Below are 22,069 nucleotides of genomic sequence, written 5' to 3' on the forward strand. Positions count from 1 at the left end.
GGGTTGAGTGGCAAAGGATTTTGAGCGACAGCCTCAAATCCCTTCGCCGGCGTTATCCGGATCAGGTTCGACGGGTATTATCTCAGCGCACATCTGTGATGCAGCACCCCGTTGAGAACGGCGCTATTGTAATGATTTGGTGAATATTACGAAAGCGTTATGGCTCCGGCGGCGCAAACCAGGCTGATTTGAAATCAAACCAGCCCAGGGTGTTCATCCGCAGACCGCGCATACTGCGTTGACCCTGGATCATCAGCCAGTGGTGTATCAGAGGTACAATCGCCTGTTCAGCCAGCAATTGCTGGCACCACACGGCAAGATTCATGTCGCCAGCGCGCCACTGGGCAGCGTCCTGCTGCCAGTCACGGTTGATACAGTGCTGGATCAGCGGGATCTCATACAGATGAGAAAAGAGCGAGAAATCGAGCGGCAGGGTGAAGTTGGCGCTGTTTAGCCAGATATCACTGACGATCTCCCCCCGGTGCCATTCGTCATAGTCCACTTCTCTGATCTCCAGCGTCACGCCTTCGGCTGCCAGCAGCCTGGCCATGATCCCGGCGATAAAACGATGCTCCACGTGCTCGCGGTAGTAGGTCAGGGTGATGGACTCCAGCCCGGCAGGTCTGTCGCAGTGCGCCGGGCGGGCGTGGTGCCAGCGCGGAAGCAGGCCGTACGCCGGGAACCAGTATGTCTGGTACTGCTCTTCCGCATGGTAGATCAGATTGGAGGGGGACAGCACGTGGCTGACCCACTGACGAACGGCCTGGTTTGCCCCGCGGTGGGTGCGGCTATCAAACAGCAGGTAGTAGCATCCCTCCTCCAGACGACTCTCCACCGCTTTTTCTCCCGTGGTGGGGCCTTCCAGCGTCAGCCCGCAGCTGAGATCTTCATTAAGATCCGGTAATACCCAGACGTTCACTTCGTCGATCAGTGCCCGATAGCCAAAGTAGTCATCAAACGCGCGAATTTTCAGCTGATTGTTGTTATTGCGGGACACGGAGTAGGGGCCGGTGCCAATCGGCAGGCTGGCGAAATTGTTCAGCGACTCCCACTCGGCGGGCAAAATCATCGACGGCACATAGCCCAGCAGCCAGGGAAGCCATTTGTCCTGCTGCGACAGCTCAATATCCAGCGTCCATGCCGTCGGGGAATGGACGCGGGAAATGTGTGAATAAAGCGGTAGCTTGCGGGCACGTTCCAGAGAGGCGATGACGTCGCGCATGTCCAGTTCGCGACCGTGGTGAAAGTGGATGCCGGGGCGTAAGAAGAAGCGCCAGTGGCACGGGGAAAGTTGCTGCCAGTGATGCGCGATATCCGCTTCCAGTTCCCCATTTTCCTCATTTATCCGCGTCAGGCCGCTGAAAATCTGCCGGGCCATGTGGGTTTCAGAACGCCGTAACGCCGTGCCGGGTAACAGATTTTTCATCGGACGGTAGTAGAGCACCCGCAGAATGTGGCGGCCCTGACGAAAGCTACGTCCAAGATGTGAGACCAGCATCTGGCGCACGGCGGCTTTGTCGCCCACCAGCTGCACCAGCTGGTCGATGCGATCCTGCTCCAGCAGATCCTCCGCGCGCTGCTGCTGCAACGCCAGACCGGTATAGAGAAAGGTCAAACGTGAGCGCTTCCCGCGTCCTGCCTCCGCTTCCCAGCTTAACCAGCCCTGCTGCTGCATGGTGTTAAGCAGCGTGCGCATATGACGGCGCGAACAGTTGAGCAGGTCAGCCAGCTCGTTGAGCGTGGTCTCCTGCGATTGCCCCTCGCAGCACTGCCAGAGGCGGATAAATTGTTGTTGCAGACGACCAGAAGGCATAAAAGGGGAACTCCTGACAAAAAACCAGCAATTTATTTATCCCTATATTAGGCCAATAATTCTCCCCGATGAAGTGAGGAGGTAAATTATGAAGAGGTCTACCGCACGTCAGTTTTATCAGCAGTACTTTTCAGCGACAAAAGGAGCGTCCTGGCTGGCCCGCCGGTGTGCAGAGCAGCGGCTGAAAATGTTAGAAGAACTGATGCAGTGGGACGTTACGAAACCGACCTCTTCCCGCTAACTCGCCTCGATCATGTGTGACTGAGTATTGGTGTTTATCACCCGCCAGCAAAATGTTTTTGCTGGCTTTTTTCGTTTATTCTTTCACCCAATTTCGATTCGCTTTCACAAGGACTTGCGTATGCTGTGGTTGATGACGATGGGGCGCCGCCTGAATGGCGTATATGCCGCTTTTATGCTGGTAGCCTTTATGATGGGCGTGGCGGGGGCGTTGCAGGCGCCGACGTTGAGCCTGTTCCTCAGCCGCGAGGTGGGGGCGCAGCCGTTTTGGGTCGGCCTGTTTTACACCGTTAACGCCATTGCCGGGATCCTGGTCAGCCTCGCGCTGGCGAAACGATCGGACAGCCAGGGCGATCGCCGCAAGCTGATCCTCTTTTGCTGCGCCATGGCCGTGGGCAACGCGCTACTCTTTGCGTTCAATCGCCATTACCTGACGCTCATTACCTGCGGCGTCCTGCTGGCGTCGCTGGCGAATACCGCCATGCCGCAGCTTTTCGCCCTGGCCCGAGAATACGCGGATAACTCCGCGCGGGAAGTGGTGATGTTCAGCTCGGTGATGCGTGCTCAGCTTTCACTGGCATGGGTCATCGGCCCGCCGCTGGCCTTCATGCTGGCATTGAACTACGGTTTTACCGCCATGTTCTCTATCGCCGCGGCGATTTTTGCCATCAGCCTGGCGCTGATTGCCTTCGTATTACCGTCTGTGGCGCGCGTCGAACAGACGACGGATAAACCGATTACGCAAGTGAGCGGCTGGCAGGACAAAAACGTCCGTATGTTGTTTATCGCCTCCACGCTGATGTGGACCTGCAATACCATGTACATCATTGATATGCCACTGTGGATCAGCAGCGATCTCGGCCTGCCGGACAAGCTCGCCGGGATCTTAATGGGAACGGCTGCCGGGCTGGAGATTCCGGCGATGATTCTTGCAGGGTATTACGTAAAGCGCTTCGGTAAACGCAAAATGATGGTGGTTGCGGTTGCCGCCGGGGTGTTGTTCTATCTTGGGCTGATCTTCTTCCATTCGCGCGAAGCACTGCTGGCGCTGCAGCTGTTCAATGCCATATTCATCGGGATCGTGGCCGGGATCGGCATGCTCTGGTTCCAGGACTTAATGCCGGGACGCGCTGGCTCGGCGACCACGCTTTTCACCAACAGCATTTCGACAGGCGTCATTCTGGCGGGGGTGATTCAGGGAGCGCTGGCGCAGAGCTACGGACATGCCTCGGTTTACTGGATGATTGCCGCGATTTCGGTCATCACGCTTGGGCTGACATGCCGGGTTAAGGATGTTTGATTCTGGAAGGCGGCTTCACGAAATGAAACGACTTTCTGACAGATGAAGGGAAGGCGCATAGAGTGCGTGGCGGGTGCTTGAGGCTGTTTGCCTCAGGCTTTCGCAAGAGGCAAACAGTGGAGAGTCCCACATCAATAAAACTGATGGGGAGACCAACTTCACAACACACATTGCGAGGTTAGTCTCTTCATTGCCGAAAAGCAATAAGGAGGCTGGAATGCCAAAACGTACTCTGTTGTTAGGTTTGTTTCTGATCTGTACGACGCTATTGATCTTCACCTGGATGGTGCGTGATTCGCTATGTGAATTGCATTTCAGACAGGAGAAAACAGAGCTGGCAGCAGTGTTGGCTTACGAAGCAAAACGTTAGCGGTATTGGCGGGGAAGGTTTCCCCGCCTCTCCAGAGTGGTTGAGCCTCAACGCACCCTTATCAATGGCCCGCTTTTCGCGGGCCATTGCCTTTAGCCCATAAACGCAGGCTGTTTTTTCTCGTACGCTGAGATGGCGTCTTCATGCTGGAGCGTCAGACCAATGCTGTCCAGACCGTTCAGCATGCAGTGACGGCGGAATGCATCAATGCTGAAGCTGTAGGTCTTCTCACCCGCTTTAACCACTTCCGCTTCCAGATCCACTTCAAACGCCATGCCCGGATTCGCCTTAACCAGCGCAAACAGCTCATCAACCTGTTCGTCACTCAGCGTCACGGGCAGCAGCTGGTTGTTGAAGCTGTTACCGTAGAAGATATCCGCGAAGCTCGGGGCGATAACCACCTTAAAGCCGTAATCGGTGAGCGCCCAGGGAGCATGTTCACGCGAAGAACCGCAGCCAAAGTTTTCCCGCGCCAGCAGAATGGACGCGCCTGTGTATTCCGGGAAGTTCAGAACAAATTCTGGATTAGGCACTTCGCCTTTATCATCCAGGAAACGCCAGTCGTTGAACAGGTGTGCACCAAAACCGGTGCGGGTCACTTTCTGCAAAAACTGCTTAGGAATGATGGCGTCAGTATCGACGTTAGCGGCATCCAGGGGGACAACCCGGCCTGTGTGTTGGGTAAATTTCTCTGCCATGATTGTCTCCTTATTTCAGGCTGCGAATGTCGGCGAAATGGCCGGTAACGGCTGCAGCGGCGGCCATTGCCGGGCTGACCAGATGGGTACGCCCACCGCGGCCCTGACGGCCTTCAAAGTTACGGTTGCTGGTGGAAGCACAACGTTCGCCTGGATTCAGACGGTCGTTGTTCATGGCCAGACACATGGAGCATCCCGGCAAACGCCACTCAAAACCTGCTTCGATAAAGATCTTATCCAGCCCTTCCGCTTCTGCCTGAGCCTTCACCGGACCGGAACCGGGAACCACCAGCGCCTGCACGCCCGGCGCAACTTTGCGGCCTTTAGCAATCTCTGCAGCAGCACGTAAATCTTCGATACGGGAGTTGGTACAGGATCCAATGAAGACTTTATCAATGGTCACGTCGGTCAACGGCACACCGGGCTTCAGTCCCATATAGGCCAGCGCTTTCTCCGCACTGGCACGCTCGACCGGATCGGCAAAGGAGGCCGGGTCAGGAATGCTGTCGTTAACGGAAATCACCTGACCCGGGTTGGTGCCCCAGGTCACCTGAGGCGCAATCTCTTCTGCCTGCAGCGTGACAATGGTGTCAAAGGTTGCCCCGTCGTCGGTTTTCAGGGTTTTCCAGTACGCGACCGCATCGTCAAAATCCTGGCCTTTTGGCGCGTGCAGACGACCTTTCACATAGTTGAAGGTCGTTTCGTCTGGTGCCACCAGGCCTGCTTTGGCGCCCATCTCAATGGCCATGTTGCACAGGGTCATACGACCTTCCATGCTCAGCGCCTGAATAGCGTCGCCGCAAAATTCCACTACGTGACCGGTACCGCCTGCGCTGCCGGTTTTGCCGATGATAGCCAGCACGATGTCTTTCGCCGTGATCCCCGGTGCGGCTTTACCTTTCACTTCAATCTTCATGGTTTTGGCGCGGCCCTGTTTCAGGGTCTGCGTCGCCAGAACGTGTTCCACTTCAGACGTACCGATACCAAACGCCAGCGCGCCAAACGCGCCGTGCGTTGCGGTATGAGAGTCACCGCAGACGATGGTCATGCCCGGCAGGGTAATCCCTTGCTCCGGCCCCATCACGTGGACGATGCCCTGATAAGGGTGGTTCAGATCGTACAACTCCACGCCAAATTCGTTGCAGTTCTTGATCAGTTCCTGCATCTGGATACGTGCCATCTCACCCGACGCATTGATGTCTTTGGTCTGAGTGGAAACGTTATGATCCATCGTCGCGAAGGTTTTTCCCGGCTGACGCACGGGACGCTTGTGCGCACGCAGGCCGTCAAATGCCTGCGGGGAGGTCACTTCGTGTACCAGATGACGGTCGATATACAGCAGTGGGGTTTCGTTTGGTGCTGCGTAGACAACGTGTGCATCAAACAACTTTTCATATAAGGTTTTGGCCATGATTACACCCCTTCAGCGACATAGCGGGCAATGATGTCGCCCATTTCATCAGTACTGACTGCTGCCGTGCCGCGTGCTAAATCACCGGTACGGACGCCTTCTTCTAACGCCCGGTTAATGGCGTTTTCAATTGCGGTTGCTGCATCACCTGCATCAAGGCTGTAGCGCAGCAGCAGAGCCAGGGAGAGGATCTGTGCAATCGGGTTGGCGATGTTTTTGCCTGCGATATCCGGTGCGGAGCCCCCGGCAGGTTCGTACAGCCCGAAGCCTTCTTCATTCAGGCTGGCGGATGGCAACATCCCCATGGAGCCGGTGATCATCGCGCACTCGTCAGACAGGATATCGCCGAACAGGTTAGAGCAGAGCAGCACGTCAAACTGGGAGGGATCCTTAATCAGCTGCATGGTCGCGTTATCAATGTACATATGCGACAGCTCAACGTCCGGATACTGCTTCGCGACTTCGCTGACGATCTCACGCCACAAAATGGACGACTGCAGCACGTTTGCTTTATCAATGGAGGTCACTTTATGACGGCGTTTACGCGCCGACTCAAAGGCGATATGGGCGATACGTTCAATTTCGAAACGGTGATATACCTCGGTATCGAATGCTTTTTCATGCTGGCCGCTGCCTTCGCGGCCCTTTGGCTGACCGAAGTAAATTCCGCCGGTCAGCTCGCGTACGCAGAGAATGTCGAAACCGTTGGCCGCGATATCCGCGCGCAGCGGGCAGAATTCTTCCAGCCCCTGATAGAGCTTCGCCGGACGCAGGTTGCTGAACAGCTTAAAGTGTTTACGCAGCGGCAGCAGCGCGCCGCGCTCTGGCTGCTCAGCCGGCGGCAGGTGTTCCCATTTTGGGCCACCGACGGAGCCAAACAGCACGGCGTCGGCATTTTCGCAGCCTTCGACGGTGGCTTTTGGCAGCGGTGTACCGTGGTTATCAATGGCAATACCGCCCACGTCGTAATGGCTGGTGGTGATTTTCATCGCAAAACGCGAGCGAACGGCTTCCAGTACTTTCAGCGCCTGTGCCATCACTTCCGGGCCAATACCGTCACCCGGCAACACAGCAATATGGTAATTCTTCGACATTACACGGTTTCCTTGTTGTTCTCTTTATTCTGAGCTTTGCGTTGCAACTCTTTTTCGACTTCAGCGGCGCGCCAGATGTTGTTCAGGACATGCACCATTGCTTTCGCGGAGGATTCGACAATATCCGTCGCCAGACCCACTCCGTGAAAACGGCGACCGTTGTAATTGACGACGATATCCACCTGGCCTAAAGCGTCTTTACCATGCCCTTTCGCCGTCAGGTCATATTTCACCAGCTCAACGTCGTATTCGGTGACGCGGTTGATTGCCTGATAGATGGCGTCGACAGGGCCGTTACCGTTTGCCGCTTCGGCTTTAATCTCGTCACCACAGGCCAGTTTGACCGAGGCGGTGGCGATGTCGCTGGAGCCGGACTGCACGTTGAAGTAATCCAGACGGAAGTGCTCTGGCTCTTCCTGCTGTTTGTTAATAAAAGCCAGCGCTTCCAGGTCATAGTCGAACACCTGACCTTTTTTGTCGGCCAGCTTCAGGAATGCGTCGTACAGCTGATCCATGTTGTAATCGCTGTCCTGATAACCCATCTCTTCCATACGGTGTTTCACCGCAGCGCGGCCGGAACGGGAGGTCAGGTTCAACTGCACCTGGTTCAGACCGATAGATTCCGGGGTCATGATTTCGTAGTTTTCGCGGTTTTTCAGTACGCCGTCCTGGTGGATACCAGAGGAATGCGCGAACGCACCCGTGCCGACAATCGCTTTGTTGGCCGGGATCGGCATGTTGCAAATCTGGCTGACGGTCTGGCTGGTGCGCCAGATTTCGTTGTGATTGATGCGGGTGTGCACGTTCATGATGTCTTTGCGCACTTTGATCGCCATGATCACTTCTTCCAGCGAACAGTTGCCCGCGCGTTCACCGATACCGTTCATCGCGCCTTCTACCTGACGCGCTCCGGCGTGGACGGCGGCGATGGCATTGCCCACCGCCAGCCCCAAATCATCGTGGGTGTGGACGGAGATAATTGCTTTATCAATATTCGGTACGCGGTCATACAGGCCGGTGATGATGTTAGAGAACTCAAACGGCATGGTGTAGCCGACGGTGTCCGGGATGTTGATGGTTTTCGCGCCCGCGTTGATGGCGGCTTCCACAACGCGCGCCAGGTCTTCGATTGGCGTACGGCCCGCGTCTTCGCAAGAGAATTCAACGTCATCGGTATAGTTACGTGCGCGCTTAACCATATACACCGCGCGTTCAATCACCTCATCCAGCGTGCTGCGCAATTTGGTTGCGATATGCATTGGCGAGGTAGCAATGAAGGTGTGAATACGGAAGGCTTCGGCCACTTTCAGCGACTCGGCCGCAACGTCGATGTCTTTCTCTACACAGCGTGCCAGGCCACAGACGCGGCTATTTTTAATGGTGCGCGCAATGGTCTGTACAGATTCGAAATCACCCGGAGAAGAGACCGGGAACCCCACCTCCATGACGTCGACGCCCATTCGCTCGAGAGCCAGCGCAATCTGCAGCTTCTCTTTTACACTCAGGCTTGCCTGTAATGCCTGTTCACCGTCACGTAAAGTAGTATCGAAAATAATGACTTGCTGGCTCATGGGTTAGGTCCTTGTCAGTCTTAGGGCGCCTTGCTACGAGCATAAAAAAACCCGCGCAGTGGCGCGGGTTTTTAGTCTTACTGGTGACGATTCAACGCTGAATTTCGCCCGCCAGTCTACCGCGCACAGAAGATGCGTTTAGTAGTAGTAGACCGGTGAAACGATGGGTGCGTGTCATGAATCGTGCTCCGTTAAATTCAATATACTTTTAGTGGTACTGGATACGGCTGTTCATGTCAACCCCTGACGGTAAAAACGGTTCCGACAGACTGAACAGACAGGTTATAGGCTTTAGCTTATTGTGCTGGATTTTGCTTTTCGGGCTATATGAATTGTCTAAAATTGGACTCAAAAAACATTTGCAGAAATAAGTACATTTAGCAGGTATTTTGAAATATGTATTTTTCGTCGTGGATGTTTTCTTTTTAAAGTATTTAATATCATTGATTTACCATTCACATAGGCATTCTTTCTCTCTGGCCGTGAATGAATGGGAATAACAGATTATTAACGTAAGTATACGCAAAGTCGATAACAGTTTAATTATACTTAAGTCATCCTTAACCAGATGACCATTGTGTATTGACTTGGTTTATGGTTTCATTCTAACTATAAAGTCAAATATATCTGTTATGCCGGTTTTTATTTGTGTGTTATCGCGTGATCTTTATATATTCCGATTTTTAAACAATTCTCTTTTGTTGGACGTATTGGCATGGTAAATCATATTTTTCGGGATTATTACAATGCGTCGGCGAAGGACGTGCTGTGTAGCGTGACAGTGGAGTCAGAAGTGTCAGAAAATAATATTAAACAACCTCAAGTTACAGATGGGATTAAACCCCAGCTACGCACGGTGGATCTTAATCTACTGACGGTGTTTGATGCTGTCATGCAGGAGCAGAATATCACCCGGGCGGCGCAAGCGTTGGGGATGTCACAACCTGCCGTGAGTAATGCCGTTGCCAGGCTTAAGGTGATGTTCAACGACGAATTATTCGTTCGCTACGGACGAGGGATTCAGCCTACTGCGCGGGCATTCCAGCTCTTCGGCTCTATTCGCCAGGCTCTGCAACTGGTGCAAAATGAGCTGCCGGGCTCGGGTTTTGAACCACTAAGCAGTGAACGCGTATTCCATCTCTGCGTCTGCAGTCCGTTAGATAATTATCTGACATCTATTATTTATAATAAGGTTGAAGAGATTGCGCCAAATATTAATCTGGTGTTCAAATCATCCTTAAATCAAAACACAGAACACCAGTTACGTTACCAGGAAACCGAATTTGTTCTGGGATACGAAGAGTTTCGTCGCCCTGAATTTTCGTGCGTGCCGTTGTTTAAAGATGAAATGGTATTGGTTGCCAGTAAAAAACATCCACGATTGAATGCTCCGCTACGTGAAAGTGATGTTTATAGCGAACAACATGCCGTGGTTGCGCTCGACAGATATGCCTCATTTAGTCTGCCGTGGTACGACACAGCAGATAAACAGGCGAGCGTGGCATATCAAGGAATGGCAATGGTCAGCGTATTAAACGTCGTTTCCCAGACGCAGCTGGTGGCTATTGCACCGCGTTGGCTGGCGGAAGAGTTCTCTGACGCGTTAAATCTGCAAATTTTGCCTCTGCCGCTTAAGCTTAATAGCCGTACCTGTTATCTCTCCTGGCATGAAGCTGCAGGGCGGGACAAAGGGCATCAGTGGATGGAAGAATTACTTATCAGCATCTGCCGCCGTTAATTAGGTCAGGATAAATTGCATCTTTGCATGTGGTTTATCCTGGTTTTGTTTTGTTAACTGCTATTTTATTCTGTTCTGAATCTTTTCTGGCGGTTGCCAGACCTGTAAAAATAGATGATTTCCTGAATCATCGCGCTTTTCAACGATGATTTATCATCTCCTCCTCTAATTTCAGATGAATTAACCATATCCTCTGGCAATGTCTGTTTTTTCTGCTTTAACCGCCTCTTCGCTCTCCGGGTTTGCTAATTGCCTGCCTCATAACGAGCGGTTAAGGTAAGTATCACTCAGCTAATAGAAGACGGGTTCATCCCGATCGCAAGACGGTGCAGAAATGAATTCGGCGGTCCGTCTATAACAAAATGCCTGGAGGCAAAGCATGGAGATGTTGTCTGGCGCGGAAATGGTCGTCCGATCGCTTATCGATCAGGGCGTGAAACAAGTGTTCGGCTATCCTGGCGGTGCGGTCCTTGATATTTATGATGCACTGCATACGGTAGGCGGCATTGACCATATCCTTGTTCGTCATGAACAGGCGGCGGTGCATATGGCTGATGGCCTGGCGCGTGCGACGGGGGAAGTGGGCGTGGTGTTAGTCACGTCGGGACCCGGTGCGACAAACGCTATTACCGGCATTGCGACCGCGTACATGGACTCTATTCCGCTGGTGATCCTCTCCGGGCAGGTGGCAACCTCACTGATTGGCTACGACGCATTTCAGGAGTGCGACATGGTCGGGATATCGCGTCCCGTTGTGAAGCACAGCTTCCTGGTCAAGCAAACCGAAGACATTCCTGGCGTGCTGAAAAAAGCATTCTGGCTGGCGGCAAGCGGACGTCCAGGACCGGTGGTGGTCGATCTGCCTAAAGATATCCTGAATCCGGCAAACAAGCTGCCTTATGTCTGGCCGGAATCGGTAAGCATGCGTTCTTACAACCCCACCACGCAGGGCCACAAAGGCCAGATCAAACGTGCGCTGCAGACGCTACTGACCGCTAAAAAACCGGTGGTCTATGTCGGCGGTGGGGCAATCAATTCTGCGTGTGAGCCACAGCTTCGTGAACTGATCGAAAAGCTCAATCTTCCTGTTGCGTCGTCGCTGATGGGACTCGGGGCGTTTCCCGCCACCCACCGTCAGGCGCTGGGCATGCTGGGTATGCACGGTACCTATGAAGCCAACATGACGATGCATCATTCCGATGTGATCTTTGCCGTCGGCGTGCGCTTTGACGATCGTACGACCAACAATCTGGCGAAGTATTGCCCGAACGCCACGGTGTTGCACATTGATATCGACCCCACGTCGATTTCAAAAACGGTGTCAGCTGATGTGCCTATCGTCGGCGATGCCCGGCAGGTACTGGAGCAAATGCTGGATCTGCTGACCCAGGAGAGCACGACTCAACCGCTGGATGAGATCCGCGACTGGTGGCTGCAAATTGAGCAGTGGCGCGCGCGCCAGTGTCTGAAATATGACACTCAAAGTGAGCATATTAAGCCTCAGGCCGTGATTGAAGCGGTCTGGCGACTGACGAAAGGCGACGCCTATGTCACTTCAGACGTGGGTCAGCATCAAATGTTCGCCGCCCTCTATTATCCCTTTGATAAACCGCGTCACTGGATCAATTCAGGGGGTTTAGGAACGATGGGCTTTGGTTTGCCTGCCGCGCTGGGCGTGAAGCTGGCACTGCCAAATGAAACCGTCGTCTGCGTGACCGGGGACGGCAGTATCCAGATGAACATTCAGGAACTTTCTACCGCGCTGCAATATGAGTTGCCGGTACTGGTGCTTAACCTCAACAACGGCTATCTCGGTATGGTGAAGCAGTGGCAGGATATGATCTACTCTGGCCGTCACTCTCAGTCATACATGCAGTCGCTGCCGGATTTTGTTCGTCTTGCTGAAGCTTATGGCCACGTGGGGATGCGGGTGACCGATCCCGCTTTGCTGGAATCGTCGCTCGCACAAGCGCTTGAGCAGGTTAAAAACAACCGCCTCGTCTTTATGGATGTCATCGTTGATGGGACCGAGCACGTTTATCCGATGCATATTCGCGGCGGTGGTATGGATGAAATGTGGTTAAGCAAAACGGAGAGAACCTGATATGCGCCGGATATTATCTGTATTGCTGGAAAACGAGTCTGGCGCACTGTCGCGCGTCATTGGGCTTTTCGCGCAGCGCGGCTATAACATAGAAAGCCTGACCGTTGCCCCCACGGACGACCCGACGCTGTCGCGTATGACGATTCAGACCGTTGGTGATGCCAAAGTGCTTGAACAGATTGAGAAACAGCTGCATAAACTGGTTGATGTCCTGCGCGTGAGCGAGCTGGGGCAGGGGGCTTACGTTGAGCGTGAGGTCATGCTGGTAAAAATTCAGGCCAGCGGCTACGGGCGTGAAGAGGTCAAACGCAATGCGGATATTTTCCGCGGGCAGATCATTGACGTCACGCCTTCTCTTTATACGGTTCAACTGGTCGGGACCAGTGACAAGCTGGACGCTTTTCTGGCGTCCGTGCGGGATGTAGCAAAAATTGTTGAAGTGGCCAGATCGGGCGTTGTGGGTCTGTCACGCGGCGAGAAAATCATGCGTTAGTTGTCAAAAAGGTTCGCCTCTTTCTGCCCGGTCACCAAAGCCGGGCTTTTTTTTGCGTAATCAGCCAATAACGCAGATAAAAGCGGTTGCCGCGAAGGCTTTTCTGCGTTTAGATGTTAAAAGATTTAACCATAACCTTGACAGGGCCATGGACTCTTTTCTTTTTTTAAGGGGCAATTGTGAAACTGGATGAAATCGCCCGGCTAGCCGGCGTGTCACGAACAACGGCCAGCTATGTGATTAACGGTAAAGCAAAGCAGTACCGTGTCAGCGATAAAACCGTTGAAAAAGTTATGGCGGTGGTTCGTGAGCATAACTACCATCCGAATGCTGTCGCTGCCGGCCTGCGCGCCGGGCGCACCCGATCGATTGGTCTGGTGATCCCCGATCTGGAAAATACCAGCTATACCCGTATCGCCAACTATCTTGAGCGTCAGGCTCGCCAGCGCGGCTACCAGTTGCTGATTGCCTGTTCTGAAGATCAGCCTGACAACGAGATGCGCTGCATTGAACATCTGCTCCAGCGCCAGGTGGATGCCATCATTGTATCGACCTCCTTACCGCCAGAGCATCCTTTCTACCAGCGCTGGGCGAACGATCCTTTCCCTATCGTTGCGCTGGATCGTGCTCTCGATCGCGAGCATTTCACCAGCGTAGTGGGTGCCGACCAGGATGATGCGGAAATGCTTGCTGCGGAGCTGAGAACCTTCCCTGCTGAAACGGTACTCTATCTTGGCGCGTTGCCTGAACTTTCAGTGAGCTTCCTGCGTGAACAGGGGTTCCGAACCGCCTGGAAAGACGATCCGCGTGAAGTTCACTATCTCTACGCCAATAGCTATGAACGTGAAGCCGCTGCGCAGCTCTTTGAGAAATGGCTGGAAACGCACCCGATGCCCCAGGCGCTGTTCACGACATCCTTTGCACTCTTGCAGGGGGTGATGGATGTGACCCTGCGCCGTGAAGGTAAGCTTCCCTCCGACCTGGCTATTGCCACTTTCGGGGATAACGAGCTGCTCGACTTCCTGCAGTGTCCGGTGCTGGCCGTGGCACAGCGTCACCGTGATGTGGCTGAACGCGTACTGGAGATTGTTCTGGCGAGCCTGGATGAGCCGAGAAAACCGAAGCCGGGTCTGACACGTATCAAACGTAATCTCTATCATCGCGGAATTCTTAGCCGCCATAAATGAAATGACGGGGCGGTGAAAATGGCCCCTTATTGCGGGAATAATTCGCTGAGTTAATTCCCGCAATGAAATTAGGATAATTCCTGCAGGATCATAATCTCCTCATTTTCTTAATTCATTTTGGCTTTTAAACTGCCCTTTAAGGAGCCTGAAAGCAATTTTAAACCGCTATCTTTGTATTATTTTGTTACAAACCGGCTTCGGTCGATGAATATTCAGACGTTTTTCCTGGACCCTGACCAGCCAGCGTGGCAACGGCCGCCTTAACCACGCGTCTGAATGAATCTGGCGCTGTTATCCCCTGAGAATCTGTCATAAAATGCTGCCCGCGTCGCAAACTGACACTTTATATTTATCTGCGATGATATTGAGTGAGCTTTAACGCTAGTGTGCATATTCGGTTTTTTTCTTACAAATATTCATAACGTTAATTTTGCCTCGCCAGTTGTTCAGTTATTAGTCAGGTCTGTTTATCTCTGTAAATAGAGGGCTTTCGGGTCCTTATAGGGAGAGTCCTGGCTTGACAAGCTTTTCCCTCGCTCCGTAAACTCCTTTAGGTGGGAATTTGTGGGTTAAAGTGGTGAGGAGGGGTGAGACTGGCATGTTCCGTGGAGCTACGTTAGTCAATCTCGACAGCAAAGGGCGTTTATCGGTGCCAACCCGATACCGCGACCAGCTGATTGAGAACGCTTCGGGTCAAATGGTTTGCACCATTGACATCAACTCCCCCTGCCTGCTGCTTTACCCCTTACCCGAATGGGAAATTATTGAGCAAAAGCTGTCGCGACTGTCGAGCATGAACCCGCAAGAGCGCCGCGTACAGCGGCTGTTATTGGGACATGCCAGTGAGTGTCAGATGGATAGCGCCGGGCGATTACTGATTGCGCCTGTGCTGCGGCAACATGCCGGTCTGACTAAAGAAGTGATGCTGGTCGGGCAGTTCAACAAGTTTGAACTGTGGGATGAAACGACCTGGTATCAACAGGTCAAGGAAGATATCGACGCTGAGCAGTCCGATTCCGCAACTTTATCGGAACGGCTGCAGGACTTGTCTCTATAAATATGATGGAAAATTATAAACACAAAACGGTGTTACTGGATGAGGCCGTGAACGGCCTGAATATTCGTCCGGATGGCATCTACATTGATGGTACGTTTGGTCGCGGTGGTCACTCGCGTTTGATTCTCTCCCAGCTTGGAGAGGAAGGACGTCTGCTGGCAATTGATCGCGATCCGCAGGCGATTGCCGTTGCACAGACCATCAATGACCCTCGCTTTTCCATCGTGCATGGACCTTTCTCTGCGCTCGCCGATTACGTTGCCGAGCGCGGCCTGACGGGCAAGATCGACGGGATTCTTCTCGATCTTGGCGTCTCTTCACCACAGCTTGATGATGCTGAACGCGGTTTCTCCTTTATGCGTGATGGTCCGCTGGATATGCGTATGGACCCGACGCGCGGCCAGTCTGCTGCCGAATGGCTGCAGACCGCTGACGAAGCGGATATTGCATGGGTGATCAAAACCTTTGGCGAAGAACGTTTTGGCAAGCGCATTGCGCGCGCCATCGTTGAGCGCAACCGCGTTGAGCCCATGACCCGTACCAAAGAGCTGGCCGAAGTGATCGCGGCGGCGACGCCGGTGAAGGATAAGCACAAACATCCCGCGACCCGTACCTTCCAGGCGGTGCGCATCTGGGTAAACAGTGAACTGGAGGAAATAGAGCTGGCGCTAAAAAGCTCGCTCGACGTACTGGCCCCAGGTGGGCGGTTATCCATCATCAGCTTCCATTCGCTGGAAGACCGCATTGTGAAGCGCTTTATGCGTGAGCAAAGCCGCGGTCCTCAGGTTCCTGCGGGGTTGCCGATGACGGAAGAACAACTCAGGAAGCTGGGTGGTCGTCAGTTGCGAGCATTAGGCAAGTTGATGCCGGGCGAAGAAGAGGTGGCAGAGAATCCACGCGCCCGTAGTTCAGTGCTGCGAGTTGCAGAGAGGACGAACGCATGATCAGCAGAGTGACAGAAACCCTAAGCAAAGTTAAGGGATCGTTAGGAAGCAACGAGCGCCATGCCTTGCCTGGCGTGATCGGCGACGATCTTTTGCGGTTCGGGAAACTGCCACTCTGCCTGTTCATTTGCATCATTGTTACGGCAGTCACGGTGGTCACCACAGCCCACCATACACGTTTATTGACTGCGCAACGCGAGCAGATGGTACTGGAACGCGATGCGCTGGATATTGAATGGCGAAATCTGATCCTTGAAGAAAACGCGCTCGGCGATCACAGCCGGGTTGAACGGATCGCAACGGAAAAGCTGCAACTGCAGCATGTTGATCCTTCCCAGGAAAATATCGTAGTACAAAAATAAGGGAAAACGCGACGCATGAAAGCAGCGGCAAAAACGCTAAAACCAAAACGTCAGGAAGAACAGGCCAACTTTGTCAGTTGGCGTTTTGCGTTGCTTTGCGGCTGCATTTTACTGGCGCTGGGTTTCCTGCTGGGACGTGTGGCGTGGTTGCAAATCATCGCCCCTGACATGCTGGTACGTCAGGGTGATATGCGCTCTCTACGTGTGCAGGAAGTGTCGACATCACGTGGGATGATCACTGACCGTTCTGGTCGCCCGCTGGCCGTGAGTGTGCCGGTAAAAGCGATTTGGGCCGACCCGAAAGAGCTGCACGACGCTGGTGGCATTACGCTGGACAACCGCTGGAAAGCGCTGTCAGATGCCCTGAAAATGCCGCTGGATCAGCTGGCTTCCCGCGTTAACGCCAACCCGAAAGGGCGTTTTATCTATCTGGCGCGTCAGGTTAACCCTGACATGGCGGACTACATTCGTAAACTGAAGCTGCCGGGCATTCATCTGCGTGAGGAATCCCGTCGTTATTATCCGTCCGGCGAAGTAACCGCTCACCTCATCGGCTTCACTAACGTCGACAGCCAGGGGATTGAGGGCGTTGAAAAAAGCTTCGATAAGTGGCTCACCGGCCAGCCGGGCGAGCGCATTGTGCGTAAAGACCGCTATGGGCGCGTCATCGAAGATATTTCCTCTACGGACAGCCAGGCGGCACACAACCTGGCACTGAGTATCGACGAGCGCTTGCAGGCGCTGGTTTATCGCGAGCTGAACAACGCCGTAGCGTTCAACAAAGCGGAGTCTGGCAGTGCCGTGCTGGTTGATGTCAGCACCGGCGAAGTGCTGGCGATGGCTAACAGTCCGTCCTACAACCCGAATAACTTTACCGGTACCGCAAAAGATGCGATGCGTAACCGGGCAATTACCGACGTGTTCGAACCTGGCTCCACGGTGAAACCGATGGTGGTGATGACGGCGCTTCAGCGCGGCATCGTCAATGAAAACACGGTTCTGAACACGATCCCTTACCGTATCAACGGCCACGAGATTAAAGACGTGGCGCGCTACAGCGAATTGACCCTGACCGGGGTGTTACAGAAGTCGAGTAACGTCGGTGTTTCAAAGCTGGCGTTAGCGATGCCGTCCTCAGCGTTAGTAGAGACTTACTCACGTTTTGGACTGGGAAAGGCGACCAATTTGGGGTTGGTCGGAGAACGCAGTGGCTTATATCCTCAAAAACAACGGTGGTCTGACATAGAGAGGGCCACCTTCTCTTTCGGCTATGGGCTAATGGTAACGCCGTTACAGTTAGCGCGAGTCTACGCAACGATTGGCAGCTATGGCGTCTATCGCCCGCTGTCGATTACCAAAGTTGATCCACCGGTTCCGGGCGAGCGTATCTTCCCGGAATCCATCGTTCGTACCGTTGTGCACATGATGGAAAGCGTGGCGCTGCCCGGCGGCGGCGGCGTGAAGGCGGCGATCAAAGGCTATCGCATTGCCATTAAAACCGGTACAGCGAAAAAGGTGGGGCCAGACGGCCGCTACATCAACAAATACATTGCCTATACCGCAGGCGTAGCGCCTGCAAGCAATCCGCGTTTTGCGCTGGTGGTCGTCATAAACGATCCACAGGCGGGTAAATACTACGGCGGCGCCGTCTCCGCGCCTGTGTTCGGAGCTATCATGGGCGGCGTGTTACGTACCATGAACATTGAACCGGATGCGCTGGCGACGGGCGAAAAAAGTGAATTTGTAATTAATCAAGGCGAGGGTACAGGTGGCAGATCGTAATTTGCGCGACCTTCTCGCTCCGTGGGTGCCAAATGCACCGGAGCGAGCACTGCGAGAGATGGTACTGGACAGCCGCGTTGCGGCTTCTGGCGATCTTTTTGTGGCGGTGGTCGGTCATCAGGCGGACGGGCGTCGTTATATCCCGCAGGCGATTGCGCAAGGTGTTGCTGCCATTATTGCTGAGGCCAAAGATGAGGCAACCGACGGTGAGATCCGTGAAATGCACGGTGTGCCGGTTATCTATCTCAGCCAGTTGAATGAACGTCTTTCTGCTCTGGCAGGACGTTTTTATCACGAACCTTCCGACCAGCTGCGTCTGGTTGGCGTGACGGGCACGAACGGAAAAACCACCACCACGCAGCTGATGGCGCAATGGGCCCAGTTGCTGGGTGAAACCGGCGCGGTAATGGGCACCGTGGGTAACGGCCTGCTGGGCAAAGTTAGCCCAACGGAAAACACCACCGGCTCGGCAGTTGACGTACAGCATGTTCTTGCCGGTCTGGCAGGGCAGGGGGCAACCTTTGCCGCGATGGAAGTTTCTTCGCACGGTCTGGTACAGCATCGCGTTGCGGCGCTGAAGTTTGCCGCCTCTGTGTTTACCAACCTGAGTCGCGATCATCTTGATTATCACGGTGATATGGAGCATTACGAGGCCGCGAAATGGCTGCTGTTCTCGACTCACCATTACGGACAAGCCATCATCAACGCCGATGATGAAGTCGGTCGCCGCTGGCTTGCGAAGCTGCCAGACGCGGTTGCGGTGTCGATGGAAGACCATATCAATCCCAACTGCCACGGCCGCTGGCTGAAGGCCGTTGACGTTAACTATCACGACAGCGGGGCGACGATCCGCTTTGCCTCTTCATGGGGCGAAGGTGAAATTGAAAGTCGCCTGATGGGCGCATTTAACGTCAGCAATCTGCTGCTGGCACTGGCGACGCTGCTGGCGCTGGGCTACCCAATGGCTGAACTGCTGAAGACCTCCGCACGTCTGCAGCCTGTTTGCGGTCGTATGGAAGTGTTTAGCGCACCGGGCAAACCGACCGTGGTTGTCGATTATGCCCACACGCCGGATGCGCTGGAAAAAGCGCTGGAAGCGGCCCGCCTGCACTGTACCGGTAAACTGTGGTGCGTCTTTGGCTGCGGCGGCGATCGCGATAAAGGCAAACGTCCACTGATGGGCGCCATTGCGGAACAGTTCGCGGATATTCCGGTAGTAACCGATGACAACCCGCGTACGGAAGAGCCGCGCGCCATCATCAACGACATTCTGGCGGGCATGCTGGACGCCGGTCGCGCCCGCGTGGTGGAGGGCCGTGCGGAAGCCGTGACCAACACCATCATGCAGGCCAAAGAAAATGATGTGGTTCTGCTGGCAGGTAAAGGCCACGAAGATTATCAGATTGTTGGCAATCGTCGTCTGGACTACTCCGACCGCGTAACGGCAGCGCGTCTGCTGGGAGTCGTCGCATGATTAGCATCACCTTAAGCCGGGCCGCTGCGGTACTGCACGGCGAACTGTTGGGTCCAGATCTGACCATTGACGCGGTAACCACCGACACCCGCAAAGTGACCGCGGGTTGTCTGTTTGTGGCGCTGAAAGGCGAGCGTTTTGACGCGCATGATTTTGCCGGGCAGGCTAAAGAAAACGGCGCAGGCGCGCTGCTGGTCAGCCGTAAACTCGATATCGAACTGCCGCAAATTGTAGTGAAAGATACGCGTCTCGCCTTCGGTGAACTGGCCGCCTGGGTTCGTCAGCAGGTGCCAGCTCGCGTTGTCGCGCTAACCGGATCATCAGGCAAAACGTCAGTGAAAGAGATGACGGCGGCGATCCTCAGCCAGTGCGGCAATACACTTTATACCGCGGGCAACCTCAATAATGACATCGGCGTGCCGATGACATTACTTCGCCTGACCAACGAGCACGAATTTGCGGTGATCGAGTTAGGGGCAAACCACCAGGGGGAAATCGCCTGGACCGTGAGCCTGACGCGCCCGGAAGCGGCGCTGGTGAATAACCTGGCGGCGGCACATCTGGAAGGCTTTGGCTCGCTGGAAGGCGTGGCGAAAGCTAAAGGCGAGATCTACACCGGTCTGCCCGCTGACGGTATTGCCATTCTCAATGCCGACAACAACGACTGGCTGAACTGGCAGAACATCATCGGTTCGCGTAAAACCTGGCGCTTCTCGCCGAATGCGGCCAACAGTGATTTTACCGCGACCAATATTCATGTGACGTCGCACGGTACAGAGTTCACGCTCACGACCCCAACGGGTGACGTAGACGTGCTGTTACCGCTGCCGGGTCGCCATAACATCGCCAATGCGCTTGCGGCTGCGGCGTTGTCGACGGCCGTGGGCGCGTCGCATGAGGCGATTAAAACCGGGCTGGCAACGTTAAAAGCCGTGCCGGGACGCCTGTTCCCGATCCCGCTTACGGAAAACAAGCTGCTGCTGGATGACTCTTATAACGCGAACGTTGGCTCAATGACGGCGGCGGTGCAGGTGTTATCTGAAATGCCGGGCTACCGCGTCATGGTGGTCGGCGATATGGCCGAGCTGGGCGACGAAAGCGAAGCCTGTCATATCCAGGTCGGGGAAGCGGCGAAAGCGTCAGGGCTGGACTGTGTGCTGAGCGCAGGAAAACTGAGCGAGGCGATTAGCCGTGCCAGCGGCGTTGGCGAACATTTTGCCGATAAAGCTGCGTTGATTGAGCGCCTGAAGGCGTTGATTACAGAAAAACAAATTGTGACTGTGTTAGTGAAAGGTTCACGTAGTGCCGCCATGGAAGAGGTTGTGCACGCATTACAGGAGAACGGGACATGCTAGTTTGGCTGGCCGAACATTTGGTCAAATATTATTCAGGCTTTAACGTCTTTTCCTATCTGACGTTTCGTGCCATCGTCAGCCTGCTGACTGCGCTGTTCATCTCATTGTGGATGGGCCCGCGCATGATTGCCCGTCTGCAAAAACTCTCTTTCGGCCAGGTGGTGCGTAACGACGGTCCTGAGTCGCACTTCAGTAAACGCGGTACGCCGACCATGGGCGGGATTATGATCCTGACTGCAATCGTTGTCTCCGTGCTGCTGTGGGCGTATCCGTCTAACCCATACGTCTGGTGCGTGCTTACCGTGCTGGTGGGCTATGGGATCATTGGTTTTGTGGATGATTACCGCAAAGTCGTTCGCAAAGATACTAAAGGCCTGATTGCCCGCTGGAAGTACTTCTGGATGTCGGTGATCGCGCTTGGTGTGGCCTTCGCGCTCTATCTGGCAGGAAAAGACACGCCCGCGACCGAGCTGGTGGTGCCGTTCTTTAAAGACGTCATGCCGCAGTTGGGGCTGTTCTATATCCTGCTGGCCTACTTTGTGATCGTCGGAACCGGCAACGCCGTCAACCTGACCGATGGCCTGGATGGTCTGGCCATTATGCCAACCGTCTTTGTGGCGGCCGGTTTTGCACTGGTGGCGTGGGCGACCGGTAACATGAACTTTGCTAACTACCTGCACATCCCTTATCTGCGACACGCGGGTGAGCTGGTGATCGTCTGTACGGCGATTGTCGGCGCGGGGCTGGGCTTCCTGTGGTTCAACACCTATCCGGCGCAGGTCTTTATGGGCGACGTCGGTTCTCTGGCGCTGGGCGGCGCACTGGGCATCATCGCCGTGCTGCTGCGTCAGGAGTTCCTGCTGGTGATCATGGGCGGTGTGTTTGTGGTCGAGACCCTGTCGGTGATTTTGCAGGTCGGCTCCTTCAAGCTGCGCGGTCAGCGCATCTTCCGTATGGCGCCGATTCACCACCACTATGAACTGAAAGGCTGGCCGGAGCCGCGCGTGATTGTGCGCTTCTGGATTATTTCGCTGATGCTGGTGCTGATTGGCCTGGCAACGCTGAAGGTACGTTAA

Annotated in this window: 20 protein-coding genes and 1 riboswitch; of the genes, 14 read left to right on the forward strand and 6 right to left on the reverse strand. The window is 54.3% G+C overall.

Features of this window, described 5'->3' with window-relative positions:
* Positions 1-20 precede the first annotated feature (20 nt).
* Positions 21-121, reverse strand: a riboswitch (TPP riboswitch).
* A 36-nt stretch (positions 122-157) separates the two neighbouring features.
* Positions 158-1,813: an HTH-type transcriptional regulator SgrR gene (sgrR, locus tag ACOTYN_RS00680; protein WP_045269089.1), complete on the reverse strand. Its 1,656-nt coding sequence runs from the start codon at positions 1,811-1,813 to the stop codon at positions 158-160.
* An 88-nt stretch (positions 1,814-1,901) separates the two neighbouring features.
* Between sgrR and sgrT the strand changes: the two genes are divergently transcribed.
* The 3 genes from sgrT (at position 1,902) to ACOTYN_RS00695 (ending at position 3,723) form a co-directional block, all read left to right on the forward strand.
* The gene (gene sgrT, locus ACOTYN_RS00685) at positions 1,902-2,054 is read left to right on the forward strand and encodes a glucose uptake inhibitor SgrT (protein WP_014882529.1); all 153 of its coding nucleotides are present in this window, start codon (positions 1,902-1,904) and stop codon (positions 2,052-2,054) included.
* 120 nt (positions 2,055-2,174) lie between these two features.
* Complete coding sequence (locus ACOTYN_RS00690) at positions 2,175-3,353, forward strand: sugar efflux transporter (RefSeq protein WP_045134566.1); 1,179 nt, start codon at positions 2,175-2,177, stop codon at positions 3,351-3,353.
* A 217-nt stretch (positions 3,354-3,570) separates the two neighbouring features.
* Positions 3,571-3,723 carry a Hok/Gef family protein gene (locus ACOTYN_RS00695; RefSeq protein ID WP_010427008.1) on the forward strand — a complete coding sequence of 51 codons (153 nt, stop codon included), beginning with the start codon at positions 3,571-3,573 and terminating at the stop codon, positions 3,721-3,723.
* A gap of 92 nt (positions 3,724-3,815) precedes the next feature.
* On the opposite strand, the gene leuD is transcribed toward ACOTYN_RS00695, so the two are convergent.
* From leuD to leuL, 5 genes are all read right to left on the reverse strand, one after another.
* Positions 3,816-4,421 (reverse strand): 3-isopropylmalate dehydratase small subunit, encoded by a 606-nt coding sequence (leuD, locus tag ACOTYN_RS00700; protein ID WP_014882531.1) that lies wholly within the window; start codon positions 4,419-4,421, stop codon positions 3,816-3,818.
* Positions 4,422-4,431: 10 nt separating this feature from the next.
* Positions 4,432-5,832 carry a 3-isopropylmalate dehydratase large subunit gene (gene leuC / locus ACOTYN_RS00705; protein ID WP_071922593.1) on the reverse strand — a complete coding sequence of 467 codons (1,401 nt, stop codon included), beginning with the start codon at positions 5,830-5,832 and terminating at the stop codon, positions 4,432-4,434.
* A 2-nt stretch (positions 5,833-5,834) separates the two neighbouring features.
* Positions 5,835-6,926, reverse strand: a complete 1,092-nt coding sequence (gene leuB / locus ACOTYN_RS00710) for a 3-isopropylmalate dehydrogenase (protein ID WP_014882533.1) — start codon at positions 6,924-6,926, stop codon at positions 5,835-5,837.
* Positions 6,926-8,497 (reverse strand): 2-isopropylmalate synthase, encoded by a 1,572-nt coding sequence (gene leuA / locus ACOTYN_RS00715; protein ID WP_014882534.1) that lies wholly within the window; start codon positions 8,495-8,497, stop codon positions 6,926-6,928. Before leuA ends, leuB begins: the two co-directional genes overlap by 1 nt.
* 91 nt (positions 8,498-8,588) lie before the next feature.
* Positions 8,589-8,675, reverse strand: a complete 87-nt coding sequence (leuL, locus tag ACOTYN_RS00720) for a leu operon leader peptide (RefSeq protein ID WP_099458923.1) — start codon at positions 8,673-8,675, stop codon at positions 8,589-8,591.
* Positions 8,676-9,290: 615 nt separating this feature from the next.
* Between leuL and leuO the strand changes: the two genes are divergently transcribed.
* The 11 genes from leuO to mraY all read left to right on the forward strand — a co-directional run bounded on the left by leuO (position 9,291) and on the right by mraY (position 22,069).
* Positions 9,291-10,235: a transcriptional regulator LeuO gene (gene leuO, locus ACOTYN_RS00725; RefSeq protein ID WP_032629721.1), complete on the forward strand. Its 945-nt coding sequence runs from the start codon at positions 9,291-9,293 to the stop codon at positions 10,233-10,235.
* 379 nt (positions 10,236-10,614) lie between these two features.
* Positions 10,615-12,339: an acetolactate synthase 3 large subunit gene (gene ilvI / locus ACOTYN_RS00730; protein WP_045281052.1), complete on the forward strand. Its 1,725-nt coding sequence runs from the start codon at positions 10,615-10,617 to the stop codon at positions 12,337-12,339.
* A gap of 1 nt (position 12,340) precedes the next feature.
* Complete coding sequence (gene ilvN, locus ACOTYN_RS00735; protein ID WP_014882536.1) at positions 12,341-12,832, forward strand: acetolactate synthase small subunit; 492 nt, start codon at positions 12,341-12,343, stop codon at positions 12,830-12,832.
* Positions 12,833-13,011: 179 nt separating this feature from the next.
* A complete protein-coding gene (cra, locus tag ACOTYN_RS00740) occupies positions 13,012-14,019 on the forward strand; it encodes a catabolite repressor/activator (protein ID WP_014168621.1) in 1,008 nt (335 codons plus the stop codon).
* 598 nt (positions 14,020-14,617) lie between these two features.
* The gene (gene mraZ / locus ACOTYN_RS00745; protein WP_014882537.1) at positions 14,618-15,076 is read left to right on the forward strand and encodes a division/cell wall cluster transcriptional repressor MraZ; all 459 of its coding nucleotides are present in this window, start codon (positions 14,618-14,620) and stop codon (positions 15,074-15,076) included.
* Positions 15,077-15,078: 2 nt separating this feature from the next.
* Positions 15,079-16,020 (forward strand): 16S rRNA (cytosine(1402)-N(4))-methyltransferase RsmH, encoded by a 942-nt coding sequence (rsmH, locus tag ACOTYN_RS00750; protein WP_014882538.1) that lies wholly within the window; start codon positions 15,079-15,081, stop codon positions 16,018-16,020.
* Positions 16,017-16,382 (forward strand): cell division protein FtsL, encoded by a 366-nt coding sequence (gene ftsL / locus ACOTYN_RS00755; protein ID WP_014068894.1) that lies wholly within the window; start codon positions 16,017-16,019, stop codon positions 16,380-16,382. Before rsmH ends, ftsL begins: the two co-directional genes overlap by 4 nt.
* Positions 16,383-16,397: 15 nt before the next feature.
* Positions 16,398-18,164, forward strand: coding sequence for a peptidoglycan glycosyltransferase FtsI (locus ACOTYN_RS00760; RefSeq protein ID WP_014882539.1), 1,767 nt, complete (start codon positions 16,398-16,400; stop codon positions 18,162-18,164).
* On the forward strand, positions 18,151-19,638 hold the full coding sequence (murE, locus tag ACOTYN_RS00765) for a UDP-N-acetylmuramoyl-L-alanyl-D-glutamate--2,6-diaminopimelate ligase (protein WP_014882540.1): 1,488 nt from the start codon (positions 18,151-18,153) through the stop codon (positions 19,636-19,638). The genes ACOTYN_RS00760 and murE overlap by 14 nt, the downstream gene beginning before the upstream one ends.
* A complete protein-coding gene (gene murF, locus ACOTYN_RS00770) occupies positions 19,635-20,993 on the forward strand; it encodes a UDP-N-acetylmuramoyl-tripeptide--D-alanyl-D-alanine ligase (RefSeq protein WP_071922592.1) in 1,359 nt (452 codons plus the stop codon). The genes murE and murF overlap by 4 nt, the downstream gene beginning before the upstream one ends.
* Positions 20,987-22,069, forward strand: coding sequence for a phospho-N-acetylmuramoyl-pentapeptide-transferase (gene mraY / locus ACOTYN_RS00775; protein WP_008501985.1), 1,083 nt, complete (start codon positions 20,987-20,989; stop codon positions 22,067-22,069). Before murF ends, mraY begins: the two co-directional genes overlap by 7 nt.

This window comes from Enterobacter cloacae complex sp. IR5458, assembly GCF_049238025.1.
Classification (GTDB): domain Bacteria; phylum Pseudomonadota; class Gammaproteobacteria; order Enterobacterales; family Enterobacteriaceae; genus Enterobacter; species Enterobacter kobei.